This is a genomic window from Actinomycetospora chiangmaiensis DSM 45062, from assembly GCF_000379625.1.
Classification (GTDB): Bacteria; Actinomycetota; Actinomycetes; order Mycobacteriales; family Pseudonocardiaceae; genus Actinomycetospora; species Actinomycetospora chiangmaiensis.
On the sequence record NZ_KB903243.1, the window covers coordinates 375,089 to 396,772 of the forward strand.

Sequence of the window (21,684 nt, forward strand, 5' to 3'; positions counted from 1 at the left end):
GGCTGGCCCTGACCCTGCGGCTGGCCCTGACCCTGCGAGCCGCCCGGGGCCGCGCCCTGCGGCTGACCCTTCGGCCCGTTCTGCGCAGCGTTCGGGGTCCCCTGCTGCCCCTGACCGCCGGACGACGGGGTGGGCTTCTGCGCCGCCCCGTTGGCGTTCGGCTGGGGCGCGTTCGGCCCCTGGCCGCCACGGGCGGCACCCTGCCCGCCGGCCGGGCCGGGAGCGCCCGCACCCGGGCTCGGCTTCGCGCCACCCGACGCAGACGGCCCACCCGAGGACGGCCCACCCGGGGCGGCCCCGGCGGGCGACGGCTTGCCCTGCGGCGCCGGACCCGGCCGACCGTTCTGCGCGGGCCCGGACGGCGACGGACCGGGCCCCGGCTTCGAGGGCGACTGCGGACCGGAGCCCTGGCCACCGGCCGGCCCACCCGACCCCGGCTTCGAGGGCGACTGCGGGCCGGAGCCCTGACCCCCGGACGGCGACTGCGGACCCGACCCCGGCTTCGAGGGCGACTGCGGGCCGGAGCCCTGACCCCCGGACGGCGACGCGGCGCCGGGCTTCGACCCGGAGCCGGCCTTGGCGGCGGCGGCACCCGCGGCCCCGGCCACAGCCGCACCCGCGGCGACCGCACCGGCCTTGCCGGCACCGCTGGTCTCCTTGCCCCCGGACGCGGAGGACCCCTCCGTGCCCGACGGCGCGTCGCTCCGCGACGTGCTCTCGGACGAGCCCGGAGCGGCGGCGCGGGCGGCGGCCAGCTGGGCGGCCGACACCGGGGTGGTGGGCGTGGGGTCGACGGCCGGCTGCGGCGCGGGCGGCCCGGAGGGCCGCGGCGGCGGGGGCAGCGGCCGGCCGGGCGGCGGGTAGTACCCGGGCGGCGGACCCATGATCGGGTTCGCGCCCGTGGGCGGGCCCATCATCGGCGGCCGGGCGCCGTCGGGGTCGCTGGAAACCCAGGCCAGCACCTTGCCGGTGGTGCGCCGCACGAACCGGGAGCCGTAGAGGACCACCCCGATCAGGACCAGCAGCAGACCGGCGAGCGCCCCGCCGGCGACGTGCAGCACGGAGTTGGACTGGCTCTGGGTGGGCGTCGACGGGTCACCGGTGACCTGCGTCGTGATCCGGGGTGGCTGGCCCTGCTGCGGGGTCTCGAGGACCGTGACCGCCTGCGTGAAGGACTGGGTGACCGCACGGGCGGCGCGCACGGCGTCGTCGGGCGTCGAGCCGCGCACGGCGATCGAGAGGACCGTCGTCTCGCTGCCGGCGTTGCCGGTCACCCGCGAGGCCAGGTCGGGCTCGGAGATGCCCAGCTGCTGGGCGGCCGGGCCGAGGACCTGGTCGCTCGTGACGAACTCCGCGTACGTCGACATCCGCTGGTTGACGTACTGGTTGGCGTTGTAGACCTGGTCGGCGTCGCCGCCCCCGCCGCCGGAGATGAGGACCTGCGAGGAGGACGTGTAGCCCTGCCCCGAGACCCGCAGGTCCACGACGAGACCCACGACGGCGCCGAGCACGGCACCGAGCACGAGCACCCACCACGCCTTGCGCAGTGCTGACGTCACGGTCATCGGTGTGCTCACTCCTCCATGGTGCCTGCGGGGACGGCAGGACGTCGGGGTGGTGGACCCGGCGGGCGCATCGGCCCGGCGCCCATGGGAGGACCGGGACGACGCGCCGGGAAGGGTGGTCGGGTCGGCCACGGGGACCACGTGGCAAACGCCGACAACGCCGCCATCAGGGTGACCGTGGTGATGATCGAGGGTCGGTCGACGAGCATCGTCTGCAGGCTCGACTGCGCCGCGAGGCACGCGAGCCCCATCCCGACGACCACGACCATCGGTGCGCCCGGGGATCTCCGCCGCCAGGACAGCAGGACCGTCGAGAGGATGCGGGTGCCCGCGAAGGCGTAGGCGAACAGGCCGAACACCCCCATGTACAGCCAGATGCGCAGGTACTGGTTGTGGATGTAGGGGCGCGGGTCGACGTACGGCCGGCTCAGGTCGTTGTTGTACTGCGGCAGCTCCCCGCCGTAGTACTGCCCGACACCGACCCCGAGGAGCGGCTGCTGTTCGAGCGTCGCGTAGGCGGCCGCGTTCTCCCGCAGACGGTCGGGGAGGCTGTCCTCGCCGTAGGCCTGGCCGGTGACGACGCTGGTGGCACGGAGCGCGATGGCCTTGGCCTGCCCGCCGGCGAGGCCGGTGAGGGCGACGCTGAGCCCGACGGCCCCGATGACGACGAGCACCGCGGCGCGTCGGACGAGCCCCTTCGGACCGTGGGTGACCGCCGCGACGGCGACCACCAGCAGGATGAGCGGGGCCCAGGTGGACCGGTTGAAGCTCGCGGCCTCGTGCAGCACGCCGATGAGCACCAGCCCGATCCAGAGCCAGCGCGGCCGACGCGGCATGAGCGCCGAGAGCAGCAGGATCAGCAACGGCGCCCACATGTTGAGGGTCGGCCCGGAGAGGCGCGCCACGTCGGAGGTGTCGGAGCCGGTGATGACCGAGCTGCGCTCGTCGACCAGCAGCCGGGACCAACCCATCACCGCCGCCACCAGCACGACCGAGCTGCACACGCCGGCGATCGCGAGCATCACCGAGATCAGCTGGTGGGGGCGGCGGGCGAAGGCGAAGTACACCGGGAAGAAGGCCGCGACCATCAGCAGCGCGCGGTAGTTGTCGATCATCAGGCTGAACGCGCCGCCGAGGGCGAGCGCGGCGGCCGCGCCGATCGAGGCGGCGACCAGGATCGCGATGACCGGCCAGGTGAACACCGGCTTCGGCGAGCGGGCGATCCCCCGCCCGCGCAGCAGCAGCACGAACGCGAGGACCAGCGAGAGCTCGAGGACCGTCGGGGTGACGGGCCCGAGCTTGACGAGGTCGACCTTCTCCGGGAACACGCCGACGCCGGTGAACAGCAGCGCGGCCGAGGACCAGCGCGGGTCGGCCTTCTTCCACGTCCACACCGCGGCGGCGAGGACGGGGATCAACGGGAAGATCGCGAAGCCGGTCAGGCCGTAGCCGGCGATCGACAGCGCCGCGAGCCCGACGGTGATCTTGCCGACCGGCGAGCGCAGCCCGGTGATCACCAGGTCGCGCAGCGCCTCGTGCATCACCGCCTGGTTGAGCTCGACCATGCGGCGCCGGGACCGGATGGTGAAGGGGGCGAGGTCGCGCGACCAGCGCCCGGGCCGCAGCAGCGAGCACGCGAGCAGCGACACGATGAACCCGGCGACCGCGCCGAGGATCCCCCACCACCGGGCCTGCTCGACCCCGTGGTCGGTCGCGGGACCCCCGGGGCTGACCACCCGGGCGGTGACCTTCGAGTTGGCCGACCCGGGGTAGCGCTCACTGCCCACGACGACGTCCGCGAGGGCCTGCGCCGCGGTGCCCGCGTCGGCCGGGACCGTCGCCTCGTCGTCGGAGGTGACCGTGACCTCGAGGATCTCGGTGGCCGTGAGGTGCTTCGAGGAGATCGAGACCCGCGTCGGGTCGAACGGCGTGTTGCCGGGACGCGCCCCGAGCTCGGCGGCCCGGCGGGCCACGGCCTCGCTGCCGCCGAGCGTCTCCCAGGTGGTGAGCCGGTCCTGCACGTAGCGCGAGCCGCGGGCGATGTTCTCGTCGGTCGGCATCGTGCTGTTGAAGACCACCTCGGAGGTGGACTGCCAGCGCCCTACCGAGGAGAACACCCCGGCGAAGGTGATGCCGCCCGCGAGGAGCGTCGTCAGCACGACGACCGCGGTGGCGACGTACAGGTGCGGGCTGCCGCGCCGACCCGTCGTCGGACCCGGCCGCTGCCGCGGGCCCGGGGGGCCGGGCGGGATGCCCGGTGCCCGCTGGGCCTCGACTGCCGTCATGCCACGCGTCCCATCCCTCGATCGTGTCGGTTCGGCCGTACGGTTCCCGTCACACGTCCGGCCTCGGCCGGACGGCGGCGTCGGCCGCTCCCGCCCGGGCAGTCTAGGGCCGACCCCCGACCGCCTCCCCACCCGCCGGTGGGCAGCGCCGTCCGGGCCGACCGTTCCGCAAGACGCCGCGCCGGACCCACCGGTGCGTCACCGGTGGCATGGCTCACTCAGCCGTGGCGGGGTGCCGCGACGCGCACGACGGGGTCGACGACGACCCACCGCCCGCCCGCGGCCTCCACCTCGGGGATGCGGTCGCGCATCTCCTCGAGGAGGTCGGTGACGAACAGGACGACCTCGTCGGGCCGTCGGTCCGCGACGTCGCCCGCGGCCACGATCGGCACCGGCACGCCCGGGAACCGCCGCCCCTGCTTGCCGGGCGACCCGTCGGCGACGGCGGGCAGCAGGTCCGGCCCGATCCGGGCCCGGTTGAGCAGCGGCACGGCCCGCGACGCCGCGGCGTAGCCGACGACCGACCGGCCCGCGTCGCGCACCGCGGTGAGGTGTTCGGCCAGCGCGTCGGCGCTGGCGGCGGTCGCCCCCTCGAGGGTCCCGACGACGGCGGGGTCCAGCACCCCGGCGGCCGTCTCCGCCTCGACGAGCGCGGTGACCGAGTCCGGGTCCGTCGGCCCGCCCACGCCGGTCCGGCGGGCCGCGAGCAGCACCGTCCCGCCGTAGAGGTCGAAGCGGAAGGCGTGCGTGGCCTCGAACCCGACCTCGGCGAGCATCCGGACCAGCACGGGCGTCGAGTAGTAGGCGAAGTGCCCGTGGCGCAGCGCGTTCCACCCGCCGTCGGCGACGATCGCCGCCAGGGTGTGGAACTGCAGCAGCAGCGTGCCCTCCGGCGCCACCGCCGCCGCGCGGCGCGCGAGCCCCGCCGCCTGGTCGGCGTCGTGCATCAGCCCGAAGCAGTCGATCACGAGGTCCGCGCCCGCCCCCTCGGGCACCGGCGAGAGCCCGACGGCGTCGAGCAGGTCCAACCACGACCCGCCGTGCGGGCTGCCGAACTCGGTCACCGTGGTGCGCGCCGTGCCCCGCGGCGCCGTCAGCAGTCCGGCGTCCCGGACGCGCGACACCGCGTCGCGGGCCTGGTCGACCATGGCCTGCGGCTCCGCACCGCGCGGTTCCTCGGGCGTGGTCGGGTCCTCGGCGAGGTTCGCGAGGCCGCAGCCGCCGCAGAGCCACATCCGCAGCGGGTGGACGGGGTCGGGGCCCGGGTCGTCGACCGCCGGGAAGTGGTCCGCCGCCGGCTGGTCGCCGAGGTCGAGCACCAGGGTGCCCTCGGTCGAGCCGCACCAGCGGCAGGTGATGGTGTCGGAGACCTCGCGGATCGGCACGGGGGGTCCTTCCTGACGACGGGTCGGTGGGTCCTGGGAGGGTGGAGGCATGGAGGTTCGCACGAGCGCGATCGACGGTGTCCTGGTGTTCGTCCCCACGCCCCACCGGGACGACCGCGGCTTCTTCACCCGCACGTTCGACACGGCGATCGGCACGGAGCACGGGGTCGACCTCGGGGCCCTCGCCCAGGACAGCCAGTCGCGGTCCCGGGCGGGGACGATCCGCGGGATGCACGGCCGCCGCGGGGCCGGGGAGGCGAAGCTGGTCCGGGTGGCGCACGGCGCGGTGCACGACGTCCTCGTCGACGCCCGGCCGCAGTCGCCCACGTTCGGCGTCGTCGCGAGCTTCCGCCTCGACGACGTCGACCACCACCACCTCTACGTGCCGGCGGGCCTGCTGCACGGCTTCCAGGCGATCAGCGACGCCGACGTCTGCTACCGCATCGACCGGCCGCACGCCCCCGGCGAGGATCTCGGGGTGGCCCACGACGACCCCGACCTGGCCATCGTCTGGCCGGTCGAGGTCACCGCGATCTCCGAGCGCGACCGGAGCGCCGGCTCGTGGAAGGACCTGGTGGAGACGCTCTAGACCAGATCCTCCGCACAGGTCCGCTAGACGGGACGCAGCGTCGCGTCGAGCGTCCCGGCCTCCTGCCGCGCGTGCAGCACGGCGAGGCGGGTGAAGCGCCGGTCGAACGTCTCCTGGGTCAGGCCGCGGGCGCGGTACTCACGCAGCAGTTCGGCCGCACCGTCGGCCACCGACCAGGCGGCGGTGAACTCCGGCAGCTCCTTCTCGATGCGGGAGAAGTCGACGCGGTAGGAGCGGGGGTCGCCGCCGGTCTCGCCGGTGACGATCAGCTCGGCCTCGGGCACCGCGACCTTCACCGCCTCGGCGATGTCGCGGACCTGCACGTTGTTGTCGGTGCGCCCCACGTTGAAGGCCCGGCCGCGCACGACGTCGGCCGGGGCCTCCATCGCGGCGATCGCGGCGGCGACGATGTCGCGGCCGTGGCAGAGCGGGCGCCAGGGGGTGCCGTCGCTCATGACGAGGATGCGCCCGGAGAGCACGGCGTGGCCGACGAGGTTGTTCAGCACGATGTCGGCGCGCAGCCGCGGCGAGAAGCCGAACGCGGTCGCGTTGCGCATCGACACCGGCACGAACTCGTCCGACGCCAGGTCGACCAGGTCGGACTCGACGCGCACCTTGGACTCGGCGTAGGGGGTCACCGGCTTCATCGGCGCCTCCTCGTCGAGCACGTCGGCGGTACCCGACGCGCCGTACACCGAGCAGGTCGACGCGTAGACGAAGCGCGTGACGCCGGCCTCCTTGGCCAGCCGCGCGAGCCGCGTCGAGGCGTGGTGGTTGATGTCGTAGGTGTGCTCCGGGGCGAGCGAGCCCAGCGGGTCGTTCGACAGCGCCGCGAGGTGGATGACGGCGTCGAAGCCCTGCAGCTGCTCGACGGTCACGTCGCGCAGGTCGACGGCGAGCGCCGGCGGGTCGGGCTGCTCCAGCTCGCCGAGGATGCAGTCGGCGTACAGCCCGGAGTCGAGGCCGGTGACCTCGTGGCCCGCGGCGGCGAGCATCGGGGAGGCCAGGGTCCCCAGGTAGCCCTGGTGGCCGGTCAGCAGGACGCGCACGTGCAACAGCTCCGTTCGGTGTTCTACACACCCACCAGCAGGCGGGTCGGGTGGAAGCCCTCGGCGTAGCGGGCGCCGGCCTGCACCCCGCGGATCCGCGCGAGGCCGCGGAAGGCCTCGTCGTCGAACCAGGTGCGACCGGTCTGCGAGGGGTAGTGCTCGTGCAGCAGCCGGATCTTGTCGTCCACCGCCTCCGGCGACAGCGGCCAGAGCAGCGGGGGCTGCGCGAGGTCGGGCTCGGCCTTGAGGATCTCGTAGCCGAGCGTCGCGTGGTCGCGGAAGACGGTGGGGACCAGTCGGGCCAGCTCGCGGTGGTCCTGGTGGTCGTCGGCGCGGTGCCCGGCGAGCACCAGGTCGGGCTCGGTGGTGCGCCGGAAGGTCTCCAGCGCCTCCTTGGCCCAGTTCCAGTGGTGCGGGAGACGCCCGTCGGGCATGTCCAGCACCGTGACCTCGAGGTCGGCTCCCGGGCAGAACGCCGCGAGCGCCGCCCGTTCCTCGGCCTCGCGCGGCGTGCCGCCCCCGGAGAGCACCAGCGCCCGGACCCGCAGCCCCGGCCGCGCCCGGCAGAGCGTGAGGACCGTGCCGCCGGCACCGATCGGGACGTCGTCGCAGTGCGCGCCGAGCAGGACGAGTTCGTCGAGCCGTTCGGGGACCAGGCGCTGCATCTAGGACTGCAGGTGCTGCGTGACGAGGCTCTCCAGCGGCGTGAGGTCGGGTTCCTGCTCCTTCTCCCACAGCATCCACGGCCGGCTGCCGGCCCGGTAGGAGGCCTCGAGCTGGTTGCGCTCCTTGAGCGTGTCGGCCGGGAGCCAGAAACCCTCGTACGGGTAGCCCATGAGCTTGCCCTCGGCGGCGAGCGCCGTGCAGGCGTCGCCGACGAGGTCGCCGTTCTCCGGGATCCGGTCGATCACCGACGGCCGCAGCACGAAGTAGCCGCCGTTCTCCCGCACGCCCATGTCGGTGACGGGGTGGATCGAGGTGATCCGGTCCTCCTCGTCGGACTCGACGATGTGGAACACCGCCTGCGGCAGCACCGCGAGCAGCGCCGCCTCGGCGTCGGAGTCGGCGAACCGCTTGACCATCTGGTCGAGCGGGGCGTCGGTGAGCACGTCGGCGTAGTTCGCGAGGAACATCTCGTCGGAGTCGACGAGGTGGCGCACCCGGCGCAGGCGCTCCCCGATCGGCGACTCGAGCCCGGTGTGGACGAAGTGGATCGTCCAATCGGCGATGTCCGACCCGCCGAGCTCGACCGCGCCCTCCCGCAGCACGAAGTCGTTCGACTCCGTCTCGCGGTAGTTCAGGAAGTAGTCCTTGATGTGGTGGGCGCCGTAGCCCAGGCAGAGGATGAACTCCTTGTGCCCGAAGTGGGCGTAGTAGCGCATCACGTGCCAGATCAGCGGGCGCGGACCGACCATCTGCATCGGCTTGGGGACGTCGGAGTCCCCCTCCCGCATCCGCATGCCGAAACCGCCGCAGAACAGGACGACCTTCACTGCAGTACTTCCCTCTCGAGTTGGCTCAGGCGGGCGTGCTGCCGGGCTCCACGACCTCGAGGGCCGGGATCGGGAAGACGAGCTTCCCGCCCCACTCGGCCACCGGCGCGAGCTGCGCCGTGATCTCGTCGCGGAGGTTCCACGGCAGGACGAGCACGTAGTCGGGACGGTCGGCGTCGATGCGCTCCGGCGGGTGGATCGGGATCCGCGTGCCGGGCGTGTAGCGCCCGTGCTTGTAGGGGTTCCGGTCCACGGTGTAGGCGAGGAGGTCGGGCCGGATGCCGCAGTAGTTCAGCAGCGTGTTGCCCTTGCCCGGCGCGCCGTAGCCCACCACGGTCTTGCCGGCGTCGGCCGCGTCGATGAGGAAGCGCATCAGGTCGTTGCGGATGCGCGAGACCTCGCGGGCGAACCCGGCGTGCCCCTCGACGGTGTCCAGCCCGGCCTTCGCCTCGTCGGCGAGGACCTTCCCGACGGCGGGTGCGCGCTCGGCCCCCAGCTCGGCCGGCCGGGCCCACAGCCGGATCGACCCGCCGTGCGTGGGCACCAGCTCCACGTCGACGAGGTCGAGGCCGCCGGACGCGAGCGCCCGGATCGCCGTGCCGACGGTGTAGTACTGGAAGTGCTCGTGGTAGATCGTGTCGAACTGCCGGTAGGCCACGAGGGTCAGCAGGTGCTGCACCTCGATCGACACCCAGCCGTCGTCGGCGACCATCGCGCGCAGGCCCTGCGTGAAGCCCACGACGTCGGGGATGTGCGCGTAGACGTTGTTCGCCACGACGAGGTCGGCCGGACCGTGCTCGGCCCGCACCGCCGCCCCGGTCTCGGGCGAGAGGAACGCGGTGACGGTCAGGACGCCCTTGTCGCGGGCCGCCTGACCGACGTTCACGCTCGGCTCCACGCCGACGGCGCGCATCCCGTCGGCCACCACGTGCTGCAGCAGGTAGCCGTCGTTGGACGCCGCCTCGACGACGAGCGAGTCCGACGTCAGCCCCGCGCGCTCGGTGGCCGCGGTGACGAAGCGGCGCGCGTGGTCGACCCAGGAGGTGGAGAACGACGAGAAGTACGCGTACTCCGTGAACGTCTCGTCCGGGTCGATCAGCGGGGGCAGCTGGACCAGGAGGCACGACCGGCACACCCGGGGGTGCAGCGGGAACGTCGGCTCCGGGCCCTCGAGCGCCTCGGCGGTGAGGAAGAGCTCGCACGGCGGCGTGGCCCCGAGGTCGACGAAGCTCTCCAGCTCGGTGGAGCCGCAGAGGCGGCAGACGAGCCCGGGCGTCGTGCTCGCCATCAGTAGGCCCCGTCACCCCGGAAGACGGCCGAGACCGTCTTCCACAGGATGACCAGGTCCATGGCGGGCGACCAGTTCTCCACGTAACGCAGGTCCAACCGGACCGACTCCTCCCACGACAGATCGGATCGGCCGCTGACCTGCCACAGTCCCGTCATGCCCGGCCGCACCAGGAACTTGCGCTTGGCGGCGTCGGAGTAGGCGTCGACCTCTCCGGGCAGCGGCGGGCGGGGCCCGACCAGCGACATCGAGCCCCCGACGACGTTGAACAGCTGCGGGAGCTCGTCGAGAGAGTAGCGGCGCAGCATCGAGCCGATCCGGGTCACCCGGGGATCGCGCCGCAGCTTGAACAGCGGGCCGGATCCGTCGTTACCGCCGGCGACCACCTGGGCACGGAGCCGGTCCGCGTCGGGGACCATCGAGCGGAACTTGACCATGCGGAACGTCCGGCCGCGCAGCCCGACGCGGGTCTGGCGGTAGAACACCGGTCCGCCGTCGAGCTTGACGAACAGCGCGATGACCAGGAAGACCGGCGCGAGGGCCAGGACCAGGGCGATCGAGGCGGCGCGGTCGAAGAGCAGCTTGCCGATGCGCGGCACGCCCGACAGGCGCGGCTCGGTGAGCCGCAGCAGCGGCAGCCCGTCCACCGGCGCCACGTGCAGGCGGGGACCGGCGACCTCCATGAGACCGGGGTCGACGACGAGCTCGGAGCCGGTGCCCTCGAGGTCCCACGCCAGCCGGTGCAGGCGCTTGGGGCTCCAGCCGGGGGTCTGGGCGACGGCGACCACGCCGAAGCGGCCGGAGCGCACGGAGGCGGGCAGCGAGTCGAGGTCGCCGATCACCGGGACGCCGGCGACGTGGCCCTGCCCCTCCTCGCCGAGCCCGGTGGGAGTGCAGGCCCCGGTGACGACCCACCCGATGTGCGCCACCCGGCGGGTGCGCTCGATGAGGTCGCGGACCGACTCCTCGGTGCCGATCGCGAGCACCGGCAGCAGGCCGCGGCCCAGCTTGCGCGCCTGGTGCAGCCAGCGGCGCAGCGTGTACCGGCCGGCCATGGAGAGCAGGCCCGCGACGGGGAGGATGCCGAACACCCACGGCCGCACCCCGGTGCGCTCGAGCACCAGGCCCGCCAGCGCGAGCAGGATCGCGGCGCTGACGTAGCCGCGCATCAGGCGGCTCCACTCCTCGGAGCCCTGACCGAGCACGCGGGCGTCCCAGGCGCGGGCGGCGCCGATGCACATCGGCACGAGGAACATCGACACGGCCGCCAGGGCCCACGGGTTGGTGCCCTGGTCCCCGGTCCCGGCGCCGAAGCCGATGAGGGCGCCGAGCGTGACGCAGACGGCGAGGACGAGCAGGTCGCTCGCCGCGACGGCCAGCGCGAACTTCGACTGCCAGCTCGTGGCGGTGGCGACGCTGCCCGGCTGACCGGGTCCCTCGTCGTCCCAGATGCGGATGAAGCCCGGCGCGGTCGGGTCCGGGTCGACGAACGGCTCGGGGGCCGCCTGCGTCTCCGGCTGCCCGGGCCGGGCCCCGTCGTGCCGTCGCTGCGGGGTGGCCGGGATCCCGCCGGTGTCGGTCGGATCGGTCCGGCCGTCCAGCTCGGTGCCGCTCACGCGTTCGCCCCTGTTCTGAGCGTCGTGGCCCGGCCCACCGGCCGTGCCCCCGTCGCCCGACGTCGATCGTCGCCCGTGCGGTGGTGGGGGTGGGTCAGCGGGGGTCCCGCGCACACGTCTCGTGCCTCGACCACCCGCTCACCTCCTTCGCACGGCGTCCGCCACCGGCCGGCGGATCGGGTTCTCCACCACGAAGGACGCGTGTCCACCGGACGGGTTGCGCGCCGATCCCGCGGGAATCACGTCCTGCGGTCCGGCCACGGCTCCTGACGGGGATCAACGAGGCCACCGTGCCCCGGTCACGGCCGCAGCGTCCCGACGGCGGGTGGCCCCACCCGCCGTCGGGAACCGTGCGTGACCGCGTCCCGCCCCCGGTCAGCGGGGGGTCGTCGCCAGCTGGGTGGCCCGGTTCTGCGTGACCCAGTCGGTGACGCGGCCGTCGCGGACGGCCTGGAACAGCGTCGTCGCCGAGGGGGCGAGGAGCTGCAGCGGGCGGCCGCGGTCACCCGGGGCCCCCTCCCCCGCGATCGGCGCCGTGACGAACGTGATCGCGTCACCACGCATCGTCCCGAGGTCCACCGCCAGACGGGAGATCGACACCACACCCATCGTGTCGTCGAAGCCCATCGCCCCCGTCAGGTCGGCGACGACGCCGGGCAGCGAGAACACGCTGGCGCGGGCGGCCCCGGTGAGCAGGCCCCGCAGGACGTTCTGCTCGCGGGCGAGCCGGGTCGTCTCGGCGCCGGGGGCGTCGGCGCCGCGGAGGTACGCCAGGGCCTGGGTCCCGTCCAGCCGGACGACCGGCGCGCCGCCGGCGGTGGGCGCCGCAACCCCGACGTCGATGCCCCCGAAGCGGTTGACGAGGCCGGTGAAGCCCGGGAAGTCGATCGTCGCGAAGTGGTCGACGCGCACGCCGGTGAGCCCCTCGACGGCCTGCACGAGCCCGGTGGGCCCGCCGCCGACCAGCGCCGCGCCGAGCGGGCCGGGGCCGCCGGGGAGCTGCACGAGCGTGTCGCGGCTGATGCCGATCACCTGGGCGCTCTCCCCGTCGGGGGCGAAGCGCACGAGCTGGACGGTCTGGGCGGCGATGGCACTGCCGAAGAACGCCCGGGTCGGGGACCCCTCGTCGGTGCCGACGAGGAGGAAGGTCTGGGCGCCGTCGGCCGCGGGCGCCGGCCGGCTCGACTCGGGGATCGACCCGAACACGTCCGGGTAGCGGACGGTGCGCCCGACGACGTGCTGCCCCACCGCGAGGACGGCGACGACGGCCGCCACGGCGATCACGGCGATGGCGAGCAGCACGCGGTTCTTGCGCCTGCGGTTCCGGACCTGGCGATCCGGTGGACTGACAGTGGACTCGGTCATAGTCCGTTCGTCGTAATGGACGCGCACAATGTCACCAGTGGTGACACAACGATGACGTCACGTGAGATCACGATTCGAACACCGCGCACCCCTCGGTGCCGACGCCGGGACGCGGGATCGCCGTGTCACCATGAGCGGTGCGGGCCCCGCGCCCGCGGTCCGCCGTGGTGTAAGGGCAACACCTCGGATTTTGGTTCCGATGATCCTGGTTCGAATCCAGGCGGCGGAGCAGCACGCGAGCCACGGGGAGGCCGGGTCGTGGAGGGCAGGCGCGTCCCCGCGGCCGGTGCCGTGGTCCACGACGCGACCGGACGGCTGCTGCTCGTCCGGCGGGGCCACGCGCCGCAGGCCGGGCGGTGGACCCTGCCCGGCGGGCGGGTGGAGGCCGGGGAGTCGCCCGCGGCCGCCGCGGCCCGCGAGGTCACCGAGGAGACCGGCCTCGTCGTCACGGTCGGCCGGGAGTGGCTCGTGCTCGAGCGCCCGGGCCCCGACGGTGTCGTCTTCGAGATCCACGACTTCGTGGCCACCGTCGTCGGCGGGGAGCTGCGCGCCGGGGACGACGCGGCCGACGTCGGGTGGTTCACCGCCGCGGAGATGGCCGCGCTGCCGCTGACCACCGACCTGCTCGGGATCCTCGACCGGGCGGGCCTGCTGCCGGGGTGACGATCCGAGTTCGTTCGTGTCCGGACAGTAAGGATCTCACAAGGGGTGCAACAAGCGTTTACCCTGGTGCGATGACCACGGCCGAGGCAGGAACGGGCACGCAGCCCTTCACGATCGACGGGCAGCTGTGCTTCGCACTGCACTCCGCATCGCGGGCGATGACCGCCTGCTACCGCCAGGGCCTCGACGCCCTGGGACTGACGTACAGCCAGTACGCGGTGATGCTCGTCCTCTGGCAGCACGAGGCGGTGTCGATGGGGTTCCTGTGCGAGCAGCTGCACCTCGACTCCGGCACGCTCTCGCCGCTGCTCAAGCGCCTGGAGAAGCAGGGGCGGGTCACCCGTCGCCGGCGTCCCGAGGACGAGCGCACCCTGGAGATCGCGTGCACGGACGAGGGCCGCGCACTCTTCGAGCACGCGCGCGTCGTGCAGCGTGAGGTGGAGCGGGCGACCGGCATGAGCGGGCCCGACCTGGCCTCCCTGCGCGGCCAGCTCGACGACCTCGCCGACCGACTGCGCACCGCGACGACGCTGCAGGAGCAGCAGCCCGTCGCCCAGGCCTGAGACCGCCCGGCCCCGTCGGACGCCCCGTCCGGCCGGGCAGGTCTTGCCTCTCCGTTCAGTTGCGGGCAATCTGATGGGGTCATCCTGTCCGGCCGGACAGGCCCTTCGCCGCCGGGAGCCCGCCGATGCGCACACCGACCCGAGCCCGCGCCGCCGGCGCACCCGCCGCCCGCTGTCCGGTGTGCCTGCGCACCGTGGCCCCGGACGCGGACGGCACGGTGCGCGTGGTGGGCCTCGCCCCGCGGGAGGCGCCCCGGGTGTGGGTGTGGGGACCCGCCGTCGTGCACGACGAGTGCCGCTACGACGTCCGCACGCCGCTGGACGACCGGACCGGCTACCTGCCGGTGGAGCAACGGGTGCGCACCGGTCAGCCGTAACGCGCCCGTTTCCTGGGCCGGGCACACGGGTAGTAGACGGGGTCTCACGCCGTCGCACCCGGGAGTCGACCCGTCCGTGACCCCGCAGGCCCCACCCGAGCTCGACCTGACCGCGCAGGCCGTCCCGCCGCAGGTCGGCGCCTTCCGCCGCGCCCTGCGCCGCTGGCTCGGCGAGGTGCTCGACGCCGTGTCCCCGACGCCGGGCGGCGCGTCGGACGACCTCGAGGACCTCGCGGACGACCTGGTGCTCGCGACGAGCGAGGCGCTCGAGAACGTCGTCGACCACGCCTACGCGGGCGCCGGCGACCCGGGCTCCATGTGGCTGCAGGCCCGGGTCGACGAGGGCACGGTCGCCGTGGTGGTGACCGACCACGGCCGCTGGCGCGACCCGCCGTCGGGACCGAGCTCGCGGGGCCGCGGGCTCGAGATGATGGAACGGCTCGCCGAGACCCGGGTGGACCGCGGCGAGCCCGGCACGGTCGTCACGCTGTCCCGCCGGCTCCCGCACGAGTCGCTCGACCGGTCGGCCGCGCAGGCCTGACGGCCTCAGCGCAGCGCGGGCAACCGCCGCGTCGCCACCTCGTCCGCCCCCGGCCCGGCCGCGTCCGCCGACCCGAGGTCGGCGAACGCGTCGACCGCGAGCGCCGCCGGCCCGACGACGGCCGCCACCACCCCGAGGGCGGCGAGCACGTCGCTCGGGTCGTGGACGTCCCGGCCGACGAGGCTCACCCCGACGGCGAGGACGCCGACTCCCAGAGCGATGACGACGCCCGTGCGCCACGCCCGGGAGAGGGCCGGCGCGGAGAGCACGAGGACCGCGGCGACGGCCGCGAGCGAGGCCACCGCCGTCGTGTGACCGCTGGGGAAGGCGAGCTCGCCGCCCCGGGTGCGGCCGACGATCGGCTTGAGCACCAGCGAGGTGGTCACCATGGCCGCGGGCGGGGCGACCAGCACCAGGGCGAGACCGCGTCCGCCGCGTCCCCACCAGGCCCCGAGCGCCGTGAGCAGCAGCAGGACGACGACGGGCACCGGGTCACCGAGGGCGGCGAACGCCGACCCCACCACGGCGCGCAGGCCGTGGTGCATCGGGACGAGCGCGGCCAGGGCGCGGTCGAGGGGCCCGGCCGAGGACGTCCCGGCGACCCGGACCGCGAGCACGCCGACGACGACCACCCCGAGCACGACCGTCGGGACCACCGCGCGGCGCCCGGTGGTCGACACGAGCCGTGGGCCGTCGGTCCTCGCTCCGCTGTCCGCCATGCGGGGTACAACGACCCAGGAGGACCCGGGCTGCGCCCCGTGCGTTCGCATGTGCAGAATTCGGGGTGACACGGAGCTACGACGGGCCTGCGCTCCGTGATCGAGGCGGGTGAACCCACCCGCCCGACCGGCGGCGAGGGAGGTCACACGTGGGACACACCGTCCCGGACGACCTGACCCCGCCGCTCGGCGGCACCCTCGTCGGGCCCGGCGGCGCGCCCCGCGGCAGCCTGCTGGCCCTCGCCCGTGCGGCGGGCGCCCGCGCCGCCCGCGTGCCGCACCCGGCGCCCGGAGCGGACCTCGCCACCCTCACCGACCTCGTCGACCGCGTCCGGGACCGCGAGCCGGCGACCCGGGCCGTGCTGCTGCGGGAGGCGGCCGCCGCCCTCCTCGCCGTGCGCGGCGCCGGGACGTGCCCGGGCGACGGGCCCGTCGACACCGACGCCGCCGAGCGCATGCTCGACGAGCTCGTCGCCGTGGTCGCCGAGCACGGGCTGACGCTGTTCGCCGTCGACGCCGAGGCGCTGCTCGCCCGCCGGGCGCTGCTCGCCGACGACGAGGAGTCCGCCCTCGCCGCCGTCACCCGGGCCCTCACCCGGCTCGACGAGCAGGCCGCCGTCGACCGCGCGCCCACCGAGCGGGAGCACCGCGCGAACCTGCAGGACACCTACCGGCTGGTCGCCGGGACGCTGGCGGCCCTCGGGCTGCACGAGAGCGCGCAGCCGCTGCTCACCCGGGCCCGCGTGATCGCCGAGGACGACGGTGACCTCCTTGCGGTGGCACGCTGCGAGCACGAGCACCTCCGGGTGCTCGCCGCGTGGGGCCTGCGGCTGGCGCGGGCCGGCCGGGACGGTCTCCCCCACCTCGAGGAGGCGGCCCTGCGGGCGGCCGAGCTGCACGCCGAGCCCGCCCTGTTGGGGGCCGACCACCGCCGCACCCAGCGCGCCCTCGTCACCCTCGCGCGCCCGACCGACCACGGCCACTCCCCCGCCGGGACCGCCGAGGCCGTCGGCGCCGCGCGCGCCGACCTCGAGGCGCTCGGGGCCGACCACCTGCCCGCGGCGGGACTGACCGACCACCTCCTCGTCGTCCTCGCCCGCTCGCGGGCGCTGGCCGCGCTGGGGCGCCGGGACGAGGCCGCCGCCCACCTCGCCGCGGCCCGCGACCGGCGGCCCCGGGGCGAGCCCGGGCTCGCGCTCGCCGTCAGCCGCGAGCTCGTCGGCGTTACCGCCGACGGCGCGGGCGCGGTCCCGGCGCGCCGCGCGCTGCGCGACTACACCGCCGACCTGGAACGCGAGCTGTGGACGCTGCAGCAGGCCCGGGTGCTCTCGCTGCGGACCCGTATCGCGCACGAGCAGCTGCGCCGCGAGCACGGCGAGGTCGCCGCCCAGGCCCGCACCGACCCGCTGACCGGGCTGCCGAACCGGCGCGCCCTCGACGACGCCCTGGCCGACCACCTCACCACGGTCGCGAGCCGCGGGTCGGTCCTCGCCGTCGCGATGGTCGACGTCGACCGCTTCAAGACCATCAACGACCGCGTCTCCCACGCCCGCGGCGACGAGGTGCTGCGGCTGGTCGCCGAGACCCTGCGCCGCTGCCTGCGCGCCGACGACCTCGTCGCGCGCTACGGCGGCGACGAGTTCGTGGCCGTGCTGCCCGGCAGCTCGCCGGGCGACGCCAGGGCGGCCCTGGAGCGGGCCGCGGCGGCGGTGGCCGGGGTGCCGGTCGGCGACGGTTCGTGGGTGTCGCTGTCGGTGGGCGTGGCGGGCACCGTGCACTCCGGCGTCACGCCCGGCACCCTGCTCGCGCGCGCCGACCGCGCGATGTACGAGGCCAAGCACGCGGGCGGGGGCGCCGTCGTCCTCGACGCGAGCACCGACACCCCGGCCGACGGGCTGCTCGTCGGCGGGAGACGCAGCACAGCGGAGCTCGACCTCGGACACGGGAGACGCAGCGCAGCGGAGCTCGACCACGGCCGCGGCTGAGGCGCCGCCCCCGTCGCCGGTCACGCCCGACGAGGTGGGAGGATCGGTCCTACCGGGGCGCCGGTGCGTGTGCTCCGCGACGTCCCGACGACGTCGGAGTCGATGACACCCACCGGATCAGGAGCAGCAGAGCCGATGGCGCCGAGCCCCACCGCGGTGGTCGTCCTCGCCGCGGGTGAGGGCACCCGCATGCGGTCGGCCACCCCGAAGGTCCTGCACCCGGTCGGTGGTCGCAGCCTGCTCGGCCACGCGCTGCACGCCGCCGCGGGCACCGGGCCCGAGCACCTCGTCGTCGTGGTGGGCCACGGCCGCGAGGAGGTCGGCACCCACTGCGCCCAGGTCGGCGCCGAGCTCGGGCGCGACGTGCGCACGGCGGTGCAGGACCGGCGCCGGGGCACCGGGCACGCCGTCGCCTGCGGGGTGGACGCGCTGCCCGCGGCCGCCGGGGGCACCGTGCTCGTCTCCTACGGCGACGTCCCGCTCCTCGACACCGCGACGCTGCGGGCGCTGGTGGCCGAGCACGACGACGCCGGGAACGCCGTCACGCTGCTCACCGCCGAGATGGACGACCCGACCGGTTACGGCCGGGTGGTGCGCGACGAGAAGGGCGGGGTCACCGCCATCGTCGAGCAGTCCGACGCCTCCCTCGACGAGCTCGCGATCACCGAGGTCAACTCCGGGGTCTACGCCTTCGACCTGGCCCTGCTGCGCACCGCGCTCGCGCGTCTCGGCACCGACAACGCCCAGGGCGAGCTCTACCTCACCGACGTGGTCGCGGTCGCGCACCGCGAGGGCCTCGACGTCGGCGCCGTGGAGCTGTCCGACCCGTGGCTGGTGGCCGGGGTGAATGACCGGGTCCAGCTCGCGGCGCTCGGCGCCGAGCTGAACCGCCGGCTGGTAGAGCGGGCGATGCGCGCCGGCGTCACCGTGATCGACCCGCGCAGCACCTGGATCGACGTGGGCGTCCGCCTCGAGCGCGACGTCACGCTGCTCCCGGGCACCCAGCTGCACGGCACCACCAGCGTGGCCGAGGGCGCGACGATCGGCCCCGACTCCACCCTCACCGACGTCGCGGTCGGCGCCCGGGCGACCGTCGTGCGCACCCACGGCAGCAACTCCGTCGTCGGGCCGGAGACGTCCGTCGGGCCGTTCGCGTACCTGCGCCCCGGCGTCGAGCTGGCCGAGCGCGGCAAGATCGGCACCTTCGTCGAGGTGAAGAACTCGAGCATCGGGCGCGGTTCGAAGGTGCCGCACCTGACCTACGTCGGCGACGCGACGATCGGCGAGGGCAGCAACATCGGTGCCTCGAGCGTGTTCGTCAACTACGACGGGGTGGCCAAACACCGTAGCGTGGTGGGCGACCACGTCCGGACCGGCAGCGACAACACCTTCGTGGCGCCCGTCACCATCGGCGACGGCGCCTACACCGGAGCGGGCACCGTGGTGCGCGCGGACGTGCCCCCGGGCGCGCTCGCGGTGTCGTCGGGTCCGCAACGGACGATCGAGGGCTGGGTGGAACGGCGACGACCGGGCACCGCGGCGGCCGAGTCCGCCGCCCGGGCGTCGTCACCCGAGGGGGGACCGGGCGGATCGGCATCGGCGCCCGACCGCCGTGACCAGGAGGAGCAGTAGACGTGAGCGCAGTGTCCACGACCCCGAAGAAGAACCTCATGCTCTTCTCGGGTCGGGCCCATCCGGAGCTGGCCGAGGAGGTCGCGAAGGAGCTCGACGTCACCATCACCCCGCAGGCGGCGTACGACTTCGCCAACGGGGAGATCTTCGTCCGCTTCGAGGAGTCGGTCCGCGGCTCGGACGCGTTCGTCATCCAGAGCCACACCGCCCCGATCAACACCTGGCTCATGGAGCAGCTGATCATGATCGACGCCCTCAAGCGGGCGTCGGCCAAGCGGATCACGGCGGTCGTGCCGTTCTACGGCTACGCCCGGCAGGACAAGAAGCACCGCGGGCGCGAGCCCATCTCGGCGCGCCTCGTGGCCGACCTGCTGAAGACCGCCGGGGCGCACCGGATCATGACGATCGACCTGCACACCGACCAGATCCAGGGCTTCTTCGACGGGCCGGTCGACCACCTGCTGGCGAACAAGGTGCTCGCCGAGCACCTGCGCGACGCCTACGCCGACGAGGACCTCGCCGTCGTCGCGCCCGACTCGGGCCGCGTCCGCGTCGCCGAGAAGTGGGCCGACACCATGGGCGGCGTCCCGCTGGCGTTCATCCACAAGAGCCGCGACAAGACGCGTCCCAACGAGGTCGTCGCGAACCGCGTGGTCGGGGACGTCGAGGGCCGCTGCTGCATCCTCGTGGACGACATGATCGACACCGGCGGCACGATCGCGAAGGCGACCGAGGCGCTGCTCGCCGACGGCGCGTCCGACGTGGTCATCGCCGCGACCCACGGGGTGCTCTCCGGGCCCGCCGTCGAGCGCCTGTCGACCTGCGGCGCGCGCGAGGTCATCATCACCAACACCCTGCCGATCCCGGACGAGAAGCGGTTCCCGCAGCTCACGGTGCTCTCGATCGCCCCGGTGATCGCCCGCGCGGTGCGCGAGGTGTTCGAGGACGGCTCGGTCACCAACCTGTTCGACGGGAACGCCTGACGTCACCCCCACGGCGGCGCGTGTGCGGCTGCAGCGGAATGACATCCGCCGTTAGGCTCAGCTCGTGCCGCCGTTCGGGCGTCGATCGTTCCTCGCTGCCGGGGCTTTCCTGACGGCGGGTGCGGCGGGCTGCGCGCGCCCGGTCGCGGAGTCCTACGACGACGGCCCCGCGTGGGGCTGGGTCCGCCAGGGGCGTCCGCTCGCCCTCGGGGTGACCCACACCCAGTACTCCCTCGCGCCGAGCGACCCCCCGGAGGCGCTCGCGCGGGGCCGCGCGGTCCTCGACCGCGCGGGGACGGGCAACCAGCACCTCATGGGGTGGGGTGCGCTCAACCCGGAGCCGGCTCCGGGACAGGACGACTTCTCCTCCCTCGATCCGCGCATGGCGCTCGGCACGAGCGTGCTGACGGTCGCCGCCGCCCCGGACTGGATGAAGGGCGGGGAGCCCGGCACCACCGACTTCTCCCGCATCGAGGTCGCGCCGCGCCCCGAGCACGCCGACGACCTCGCCGCGCTCGCGGCCCGCGCCGTCCGCCGCTATCCGCAGGTGCGCACCGTGCTGGTGTGGAACGAGCTCAAGGGATTCTTCGACGACGCGCGGAACGCCTGGGACATCGCCACCTACACCGCGCTGCACGACCGCGTCGCGGCCGCCGTGAAGGCGGTCCGGCCGGACGTGCTGGTCGGGGGCCCCTACGCCCCGATCGACCTCTGGGCCTCGGACACCGTCGCCCCGAGCGACGTCCGCGGGCCGTGGGGCGTCGCCGACGGCCGGGCCCTCGCGGCCGTCGAGACCTGGCTCGCCACGCAGCGGGGCGCCGACCTCGTCGTCGTCGACGGCCGGACCGCGACCCGCGACCAGGGGGTGCTGGGCGACCCGTTCGCCGCGGTGGAGAGCGTCGCGGCCGTCACCCGCTGGTTGCGGGAGCGCACCGACCTCCCGGTGTGGTGGGCGGAGTTCTACCCCGAGCCCCCGGCCGTCGACGGGGCGGACGACCCCACCGGCGCGCCGCGGGCGGCGATCACGCTCGCCACCGTCGCCGCCCTCGCCCGCGCGGGGGCCGGAGGCGCCCTGCTGTGGCAGCCCCAGGCCGACCCGCCGTTCCCGTACGCCGCGCTGTGGACCGACACCGCGGACCCCGACGGGGGCCGGCCGGGCGCCCTGACCGCGGCGTGGACCTGGCTGGTCCCCCGCCTCGGCGCGGGGTCCGTCGACCTCGGACGCTCCCCCGACGGCCGCGTCCTCGGCTTCCGGGCGCCCGACGGGGTCCTGCTGGTCAACGTGGGGGCCGACCCGGTGGAGGTCGGCGGGACGTCCCTGCCCGCCTTCGGCGCCGCGGTGCGCTGAGGACCTCATCCCAGCCCGGCCCACACGATCGTCACGAGGACCCCCACCAGGCCGGCGAGGGCGAGCCCGAGGGTCGCGTCGAGCGCGCCATCGATGTGCCCGGCGGGGCGGGGGCCGCCCCGCGCGACGGCGGCGCGGTACTCCACGCGGACCGCGCGCACCACCGCGAGCAGCAGCGCGAGACCCGCGAGGGCCCAGGCGACGACGTCGAGCGGGGTGACGGGGGTGTCGTACACGG

General features: G+C 74.9%; 20 protein-coding genes and 1 tRNA gene. 10 read left to right on the top strand and 11 right to left on the bottom strand.

Annotated features, from left to right (window positions below; genetic code table 11):
• The 3 genes from A3CO_RS40455 to A3CO_RS0121310 form a co-directional block, all read right to left on the bottom strand.
• Positions 1-1,565, bottom strand: a 1,565-nt coding sequence (locus tag A3CO_RS40455) for a YveK family protein (RefSeq protein WP_425393420.1), incomplete at its 3' end; no start/stop codon positions are given.
• Between the two features lie 8 nt (positions 1,566-1,573).
• Positions 1,574-3,850 carry an O-antigen ligase family protein gene (locus A3CO_RS0121305; RefSeq protein WP_018334278.1) on the bottom strand — a complete coding sequence of 759 codons (2,277 nt, stop codon included), beginning with the start codon at positions 3,848-3,850 and terminating at the stop codon, positions 1,574-1,576.
• A 218-nt stretch (positions 3,851-4,068) separates the two neighbouring features.
• Positions 4,069-5,235, bottom strand: a complete 1,167-nt coding sequence (locus tag A3CO_RS0121310; protein ID WP_018334279.1) for a class I SAM-dependent methyltransferase — start codon at positions 5,233-5,235, stop codon at positions 4,069-4,071.
• Between the two features lie 49 nt (positions 5,236-5,284).
• Between A3CO_RS0121310 and A3CO_RS0121315 the strand changes: the two genes are divergently transcribed.
• Positions 5,285-5,824: a dTDP-4-dehydrorhamnose 3,5-epimerase family protein gene (locus A3CO_RS0121315; protein ID WP_018334280.1), complete on the top strand. Its 540-nt coding sequence runs from the start codon at positions 5,285-5,287 to the stop codon at positions 5,822-5,824.
• A gap of 23 nt (positions 5,825-5,847) precedes the next feature.
• Here the strand turns inward: A3CO_RS0121315 and A3CO_RS0121320 are convergent, their stop codons facing one another.
• The 6 genes from A3CO_RS0121320 to A3CO_RS0121345 all read right to left on the bottom strand — a co-directional run bounded on the left by A3CO_RS0121320 (position 5,848) and on the right by A3CO_RS0121345 (position 12,572).
• The gene (locus tag A3CO_RS0121320; RefSeq protein ID WP_018334281.1) at positions 5,848-6,873 is read right to left on the bottom strand and encodes an NAD-dependent epimerase/dehydratase family protein; all 1,026 of its coding nucleotides are present in this window, start codon (positions 6,871-6,873) and stop codon (positions 5,848-5,850) included.
• A 23-nt stretch (positions 6,874-6,896) separates the two neighbouring features.
• Complete coding sequence (locus A3CO_RS0121325; RefSeq protein WP_018334282.1) at positions 6,897-7,538, bottom strand: PIG-L deacetylase family protein; 642 nt, start codon at positions 7,536-7,538, stop codon at positions 6,897-6,899.
• Positions 7,539-8,366, bottom strand: a complete 828-nt coding sequence (locus A3CO_RS0121330) for a sugar phosphate nucleotidyltransferase (protein WP_018334283.1) — start codon at positions 8,364-8,366, stop codon at positions 7,539-7,541. It lies immediately after the preceding gene.
• Between the two features lie 25 nt (positions 8,367-8,391).
• Positions 8,392-9,654, bottom strand: a complete 1,263-nt coding sequence (locus tag A3CO_RS0121335) for a class I SAM-dependent methyltransferase (RefSeq protein ID WP_018334284.1) — start codon at positions 9,652-9,654, stop codon at positions 8,392-8,394.
• Positions 9,654-11,270 (bottom strand): sugar transferase, encoded by a 1,617-nt coding sequence (locus A3CO_RS0121340; RefSeq protein ID WP_018334285.1) that lies wholly within the window; start codon positions 11,268-11,270, stop codon positions 9,654-9,656. The genes A3CO_RS0121335 and A3CO_RS0121340 overlap by 1 nt, the downstream gene beginning before the upstream one ends.
• 375 nt (positions 11,271-11,645) lie before the next feature.
• Entirely contained in the window at positions 11,646-12,572 is a 927-nt protein-coding gene (locus tag A3CO_RS0121345) for an LCP family protein (RefSeq protein ID WP_018334286.1), read from the bottom strand.
• Positions 12,573-12,793: 221 nt separating this feature from the next.
• Between A3CO_RS0121345 and A3CO_RS0121350 the strand changes: the two genes are divergently transcribed.
• The 5 genes from A3CO_RS0121350 (at position 12,794) to A3CO_RS33600 (ending at position 14,779) form a co-directional block, all read left to right on the top strand.
• A tRNA-Gln gene (locus A3CO_RS0121350) sits at positions 12,794-12,864 on the top strand.
• 29 nt (positions 12,865-12,893) lie between these two features.
• Positions 12,894-13,298 (top strand): NUDIX hydrolase, encoded by a 405-nt coding sequence (locus A3CO_RS0121355; RefSeq protein WP_018334287.1) that lies wholly within the window; start codon positions 12,894-12,896, stop codon positions 13,296-13,298.
• A gap of 71 nt (positions 13,299-13,369) precedes the next feature.
• Positions 13,370-13,861 carry a MarR family winged helix-turn-helix transcriptional regulator gene (locus A3CO_RS0121360; RefSeq protein ID WP_018334288.1) on the top strand — a complete coding sequence of 164 codons (492 nt, stop codon included), beginning with the start codon at positions 13,370-13,372 and terminating at the stop codon, positions 13,859-13,861.
• Between the two features lie 125 nt (positions 13,862-13,986).
• Complete coding sequence (locus A3CO_RS0121365; RefSeq protein WP_018334289.1) at positions 13,987-14,238, top strand: hypothetical protein; 252 nt, start codon at positions 13,987-13,989, stop codon at positions 14,236-14,238.
• Between the two features lie 76 nt (positions 14,239-14,314).
• On the top strand, positions 14,315-14,779 hold the full coding sequence (locus A3CO_RS33600) for an ATP-binding protein (protein WP_018334290.1): 465 nt from the start codon (positions 14,315-14,317) through the stop codon (positions 14,777-14,779).
• 5 nt (positions 14,780-14,784) lie between these two features.
• On the opposite strand, the gene A3CO_RS36175 is transcribed toward A3CO_RS33600, so the two are convergent.
• Positions 14,785-15,498: a hypothetical protein gene (locus A3CO_RS36175; RefSeq protein WP_157647755.1), complete on the bottom strand. Its 714-nt coding sequence runs from the start codon at positions 15,496-15,498 to the stop codon at positions 14,785-14,787.
• A 149-nt stretch (positions 15,499-15,647) separates the two neighbouring features.
• Here A3CO_RS36175 and A3CO_RS40120 point away from each other — a divergent pair, with 149 nt between their 5' ends.
• The 4 genes from A3CO_RS40120 (at position 15,648) to A3CO_RS33620 (ending at position 21,446) form a co-directional block, all read left to right on the top strand.
• Positions 15,648-17,483 (top strand): GGDEF domain-containing protein, encoded by a 1,836-nt coding sequence (locus tag A3CO_RS40120; RefSeq protein ID WP_018334292.1) that lies wholly within the window; start codon positions 15,648-15,650, stop codon positions 17,481-17,483.
• Positions 17,484-17,618: 135 nt separating this feature from the next.
• On the top strand, positions 17,619-19,115 hold the full coding sequence (glmU, locus tag A3CO_RS33615) for a bifunctional UDP-N-acetylglucosamine diphosphorylase/glucosamine-1-phosphate N-acetyltransferase GlmU (RefSeq protein ID WP_018334293.1): 1,497 nt from the start codon (positions 17,619-17,621) through the stop codon (positions 19,113-19,115).
• 2 nt (positions 19,116-19,117) lie between these two features.
• A complete protein-coding gene (locus A3CO_RS0121400; RefSeq protein WP_026204843.1) occupies positions 19,118-20,098 on the top strand; it encodes a ribose-phosphate diphosphokinase in 981 nt (326 codons plus the stop codon).
• Between the two features lie 64 nt (positions 20,099-20,162).
• The gene (locus A3CO_RS33620) at positions 20,163-21,446 is read left to right on the top strand and encodes a hypothetical protein (RefSeq protein ID WP_018334295.1); all 1,284 of its coding nucleotides are present in this window, start codon (positions 20,163-20,165) and stop codon (positions 21,444-21,446) included.
• A gap of 5 nt (positions 21,447-21,451) precedes the next feature.
• On the opposite strand, the gene A3CO_RS0121410 is transcribed toward A3CO_RS33620, so the two are convergent.
• Entirely contained in the window at positions 21,452-21,682 is a 231-nt protein-coding gene (locus A3CO_RS0121410) for a hypothetical protein (RefSeq protein WP_018334296.1), read from the bottom strand.
• Positions 21,683-21,684: the final 2 nt, after the last annotated feature.

What these genes read in the sequence shown, in the direction of transcription:
- A3CO_RS0121305 (WP_018334278.1), bottom strand. Translation starts at nt 3,850, where the DNA reads ATGACGGCAGTCGAGGCCCAGCGGGCACCGGGCATCCCGCCCGGCCCC.
- A3CO_RS0121315 (WP_018334280.1), top strand. Translation starts at nt 5,285, where the DNA reads ATGGAGGTTCGCACGAGCGCGATCGACGGTGTCCTGGTGTTCGTCCCC.
- A3CO_RS0121325 (WP_018334282.1), bottom strand. Translation starts at nt 7,538, where the DNA reads ATGCAGCGCCTGGTCCCCGAACGGCTCGACGAACTCGTCCTGCTCGGC.
- A3CO_RS0121335 (WP_018334284.1), bottom strand. Translation starts at nt 9,654, where the DNA reads ATGGCGAGCACGACGCCCGGGCTCGTCTGCCGCCTCTGCGGCTCCACC.
- A3CO_RS0121360 (WP_018334288.1), top strand. Translation starts at nt 13,370, where the DNA reads ATGACCACGGCCGAGGCAGGAACGGGCACGCAGCCCTTCACGATCGAC.
- A3CO_RS0121365 (WP_018334289.1), top strand. Translation starts at nt 13,987, where the DNA reads ATGCGCACACCGACCCGAGCCCGCGCCGCCGGCGCACCCGCCGCCCGC.
- A3CO_RS36175 (WP_157647755.1), bottom strand. Translation starts at nt 15,498, where the DNA reads ATGGCGGACAGCGGAGCGAGGACCGACGGCCCACGGCTCGTGTCGACC.
- glmU (WP_018334293.1), top strand. Translation starts at nt 17,619, where the DNA reads ATGGCGCCGAGCCCCACCGCGGTGGTCGTCCTCGCCGCGGGTGAGGGC.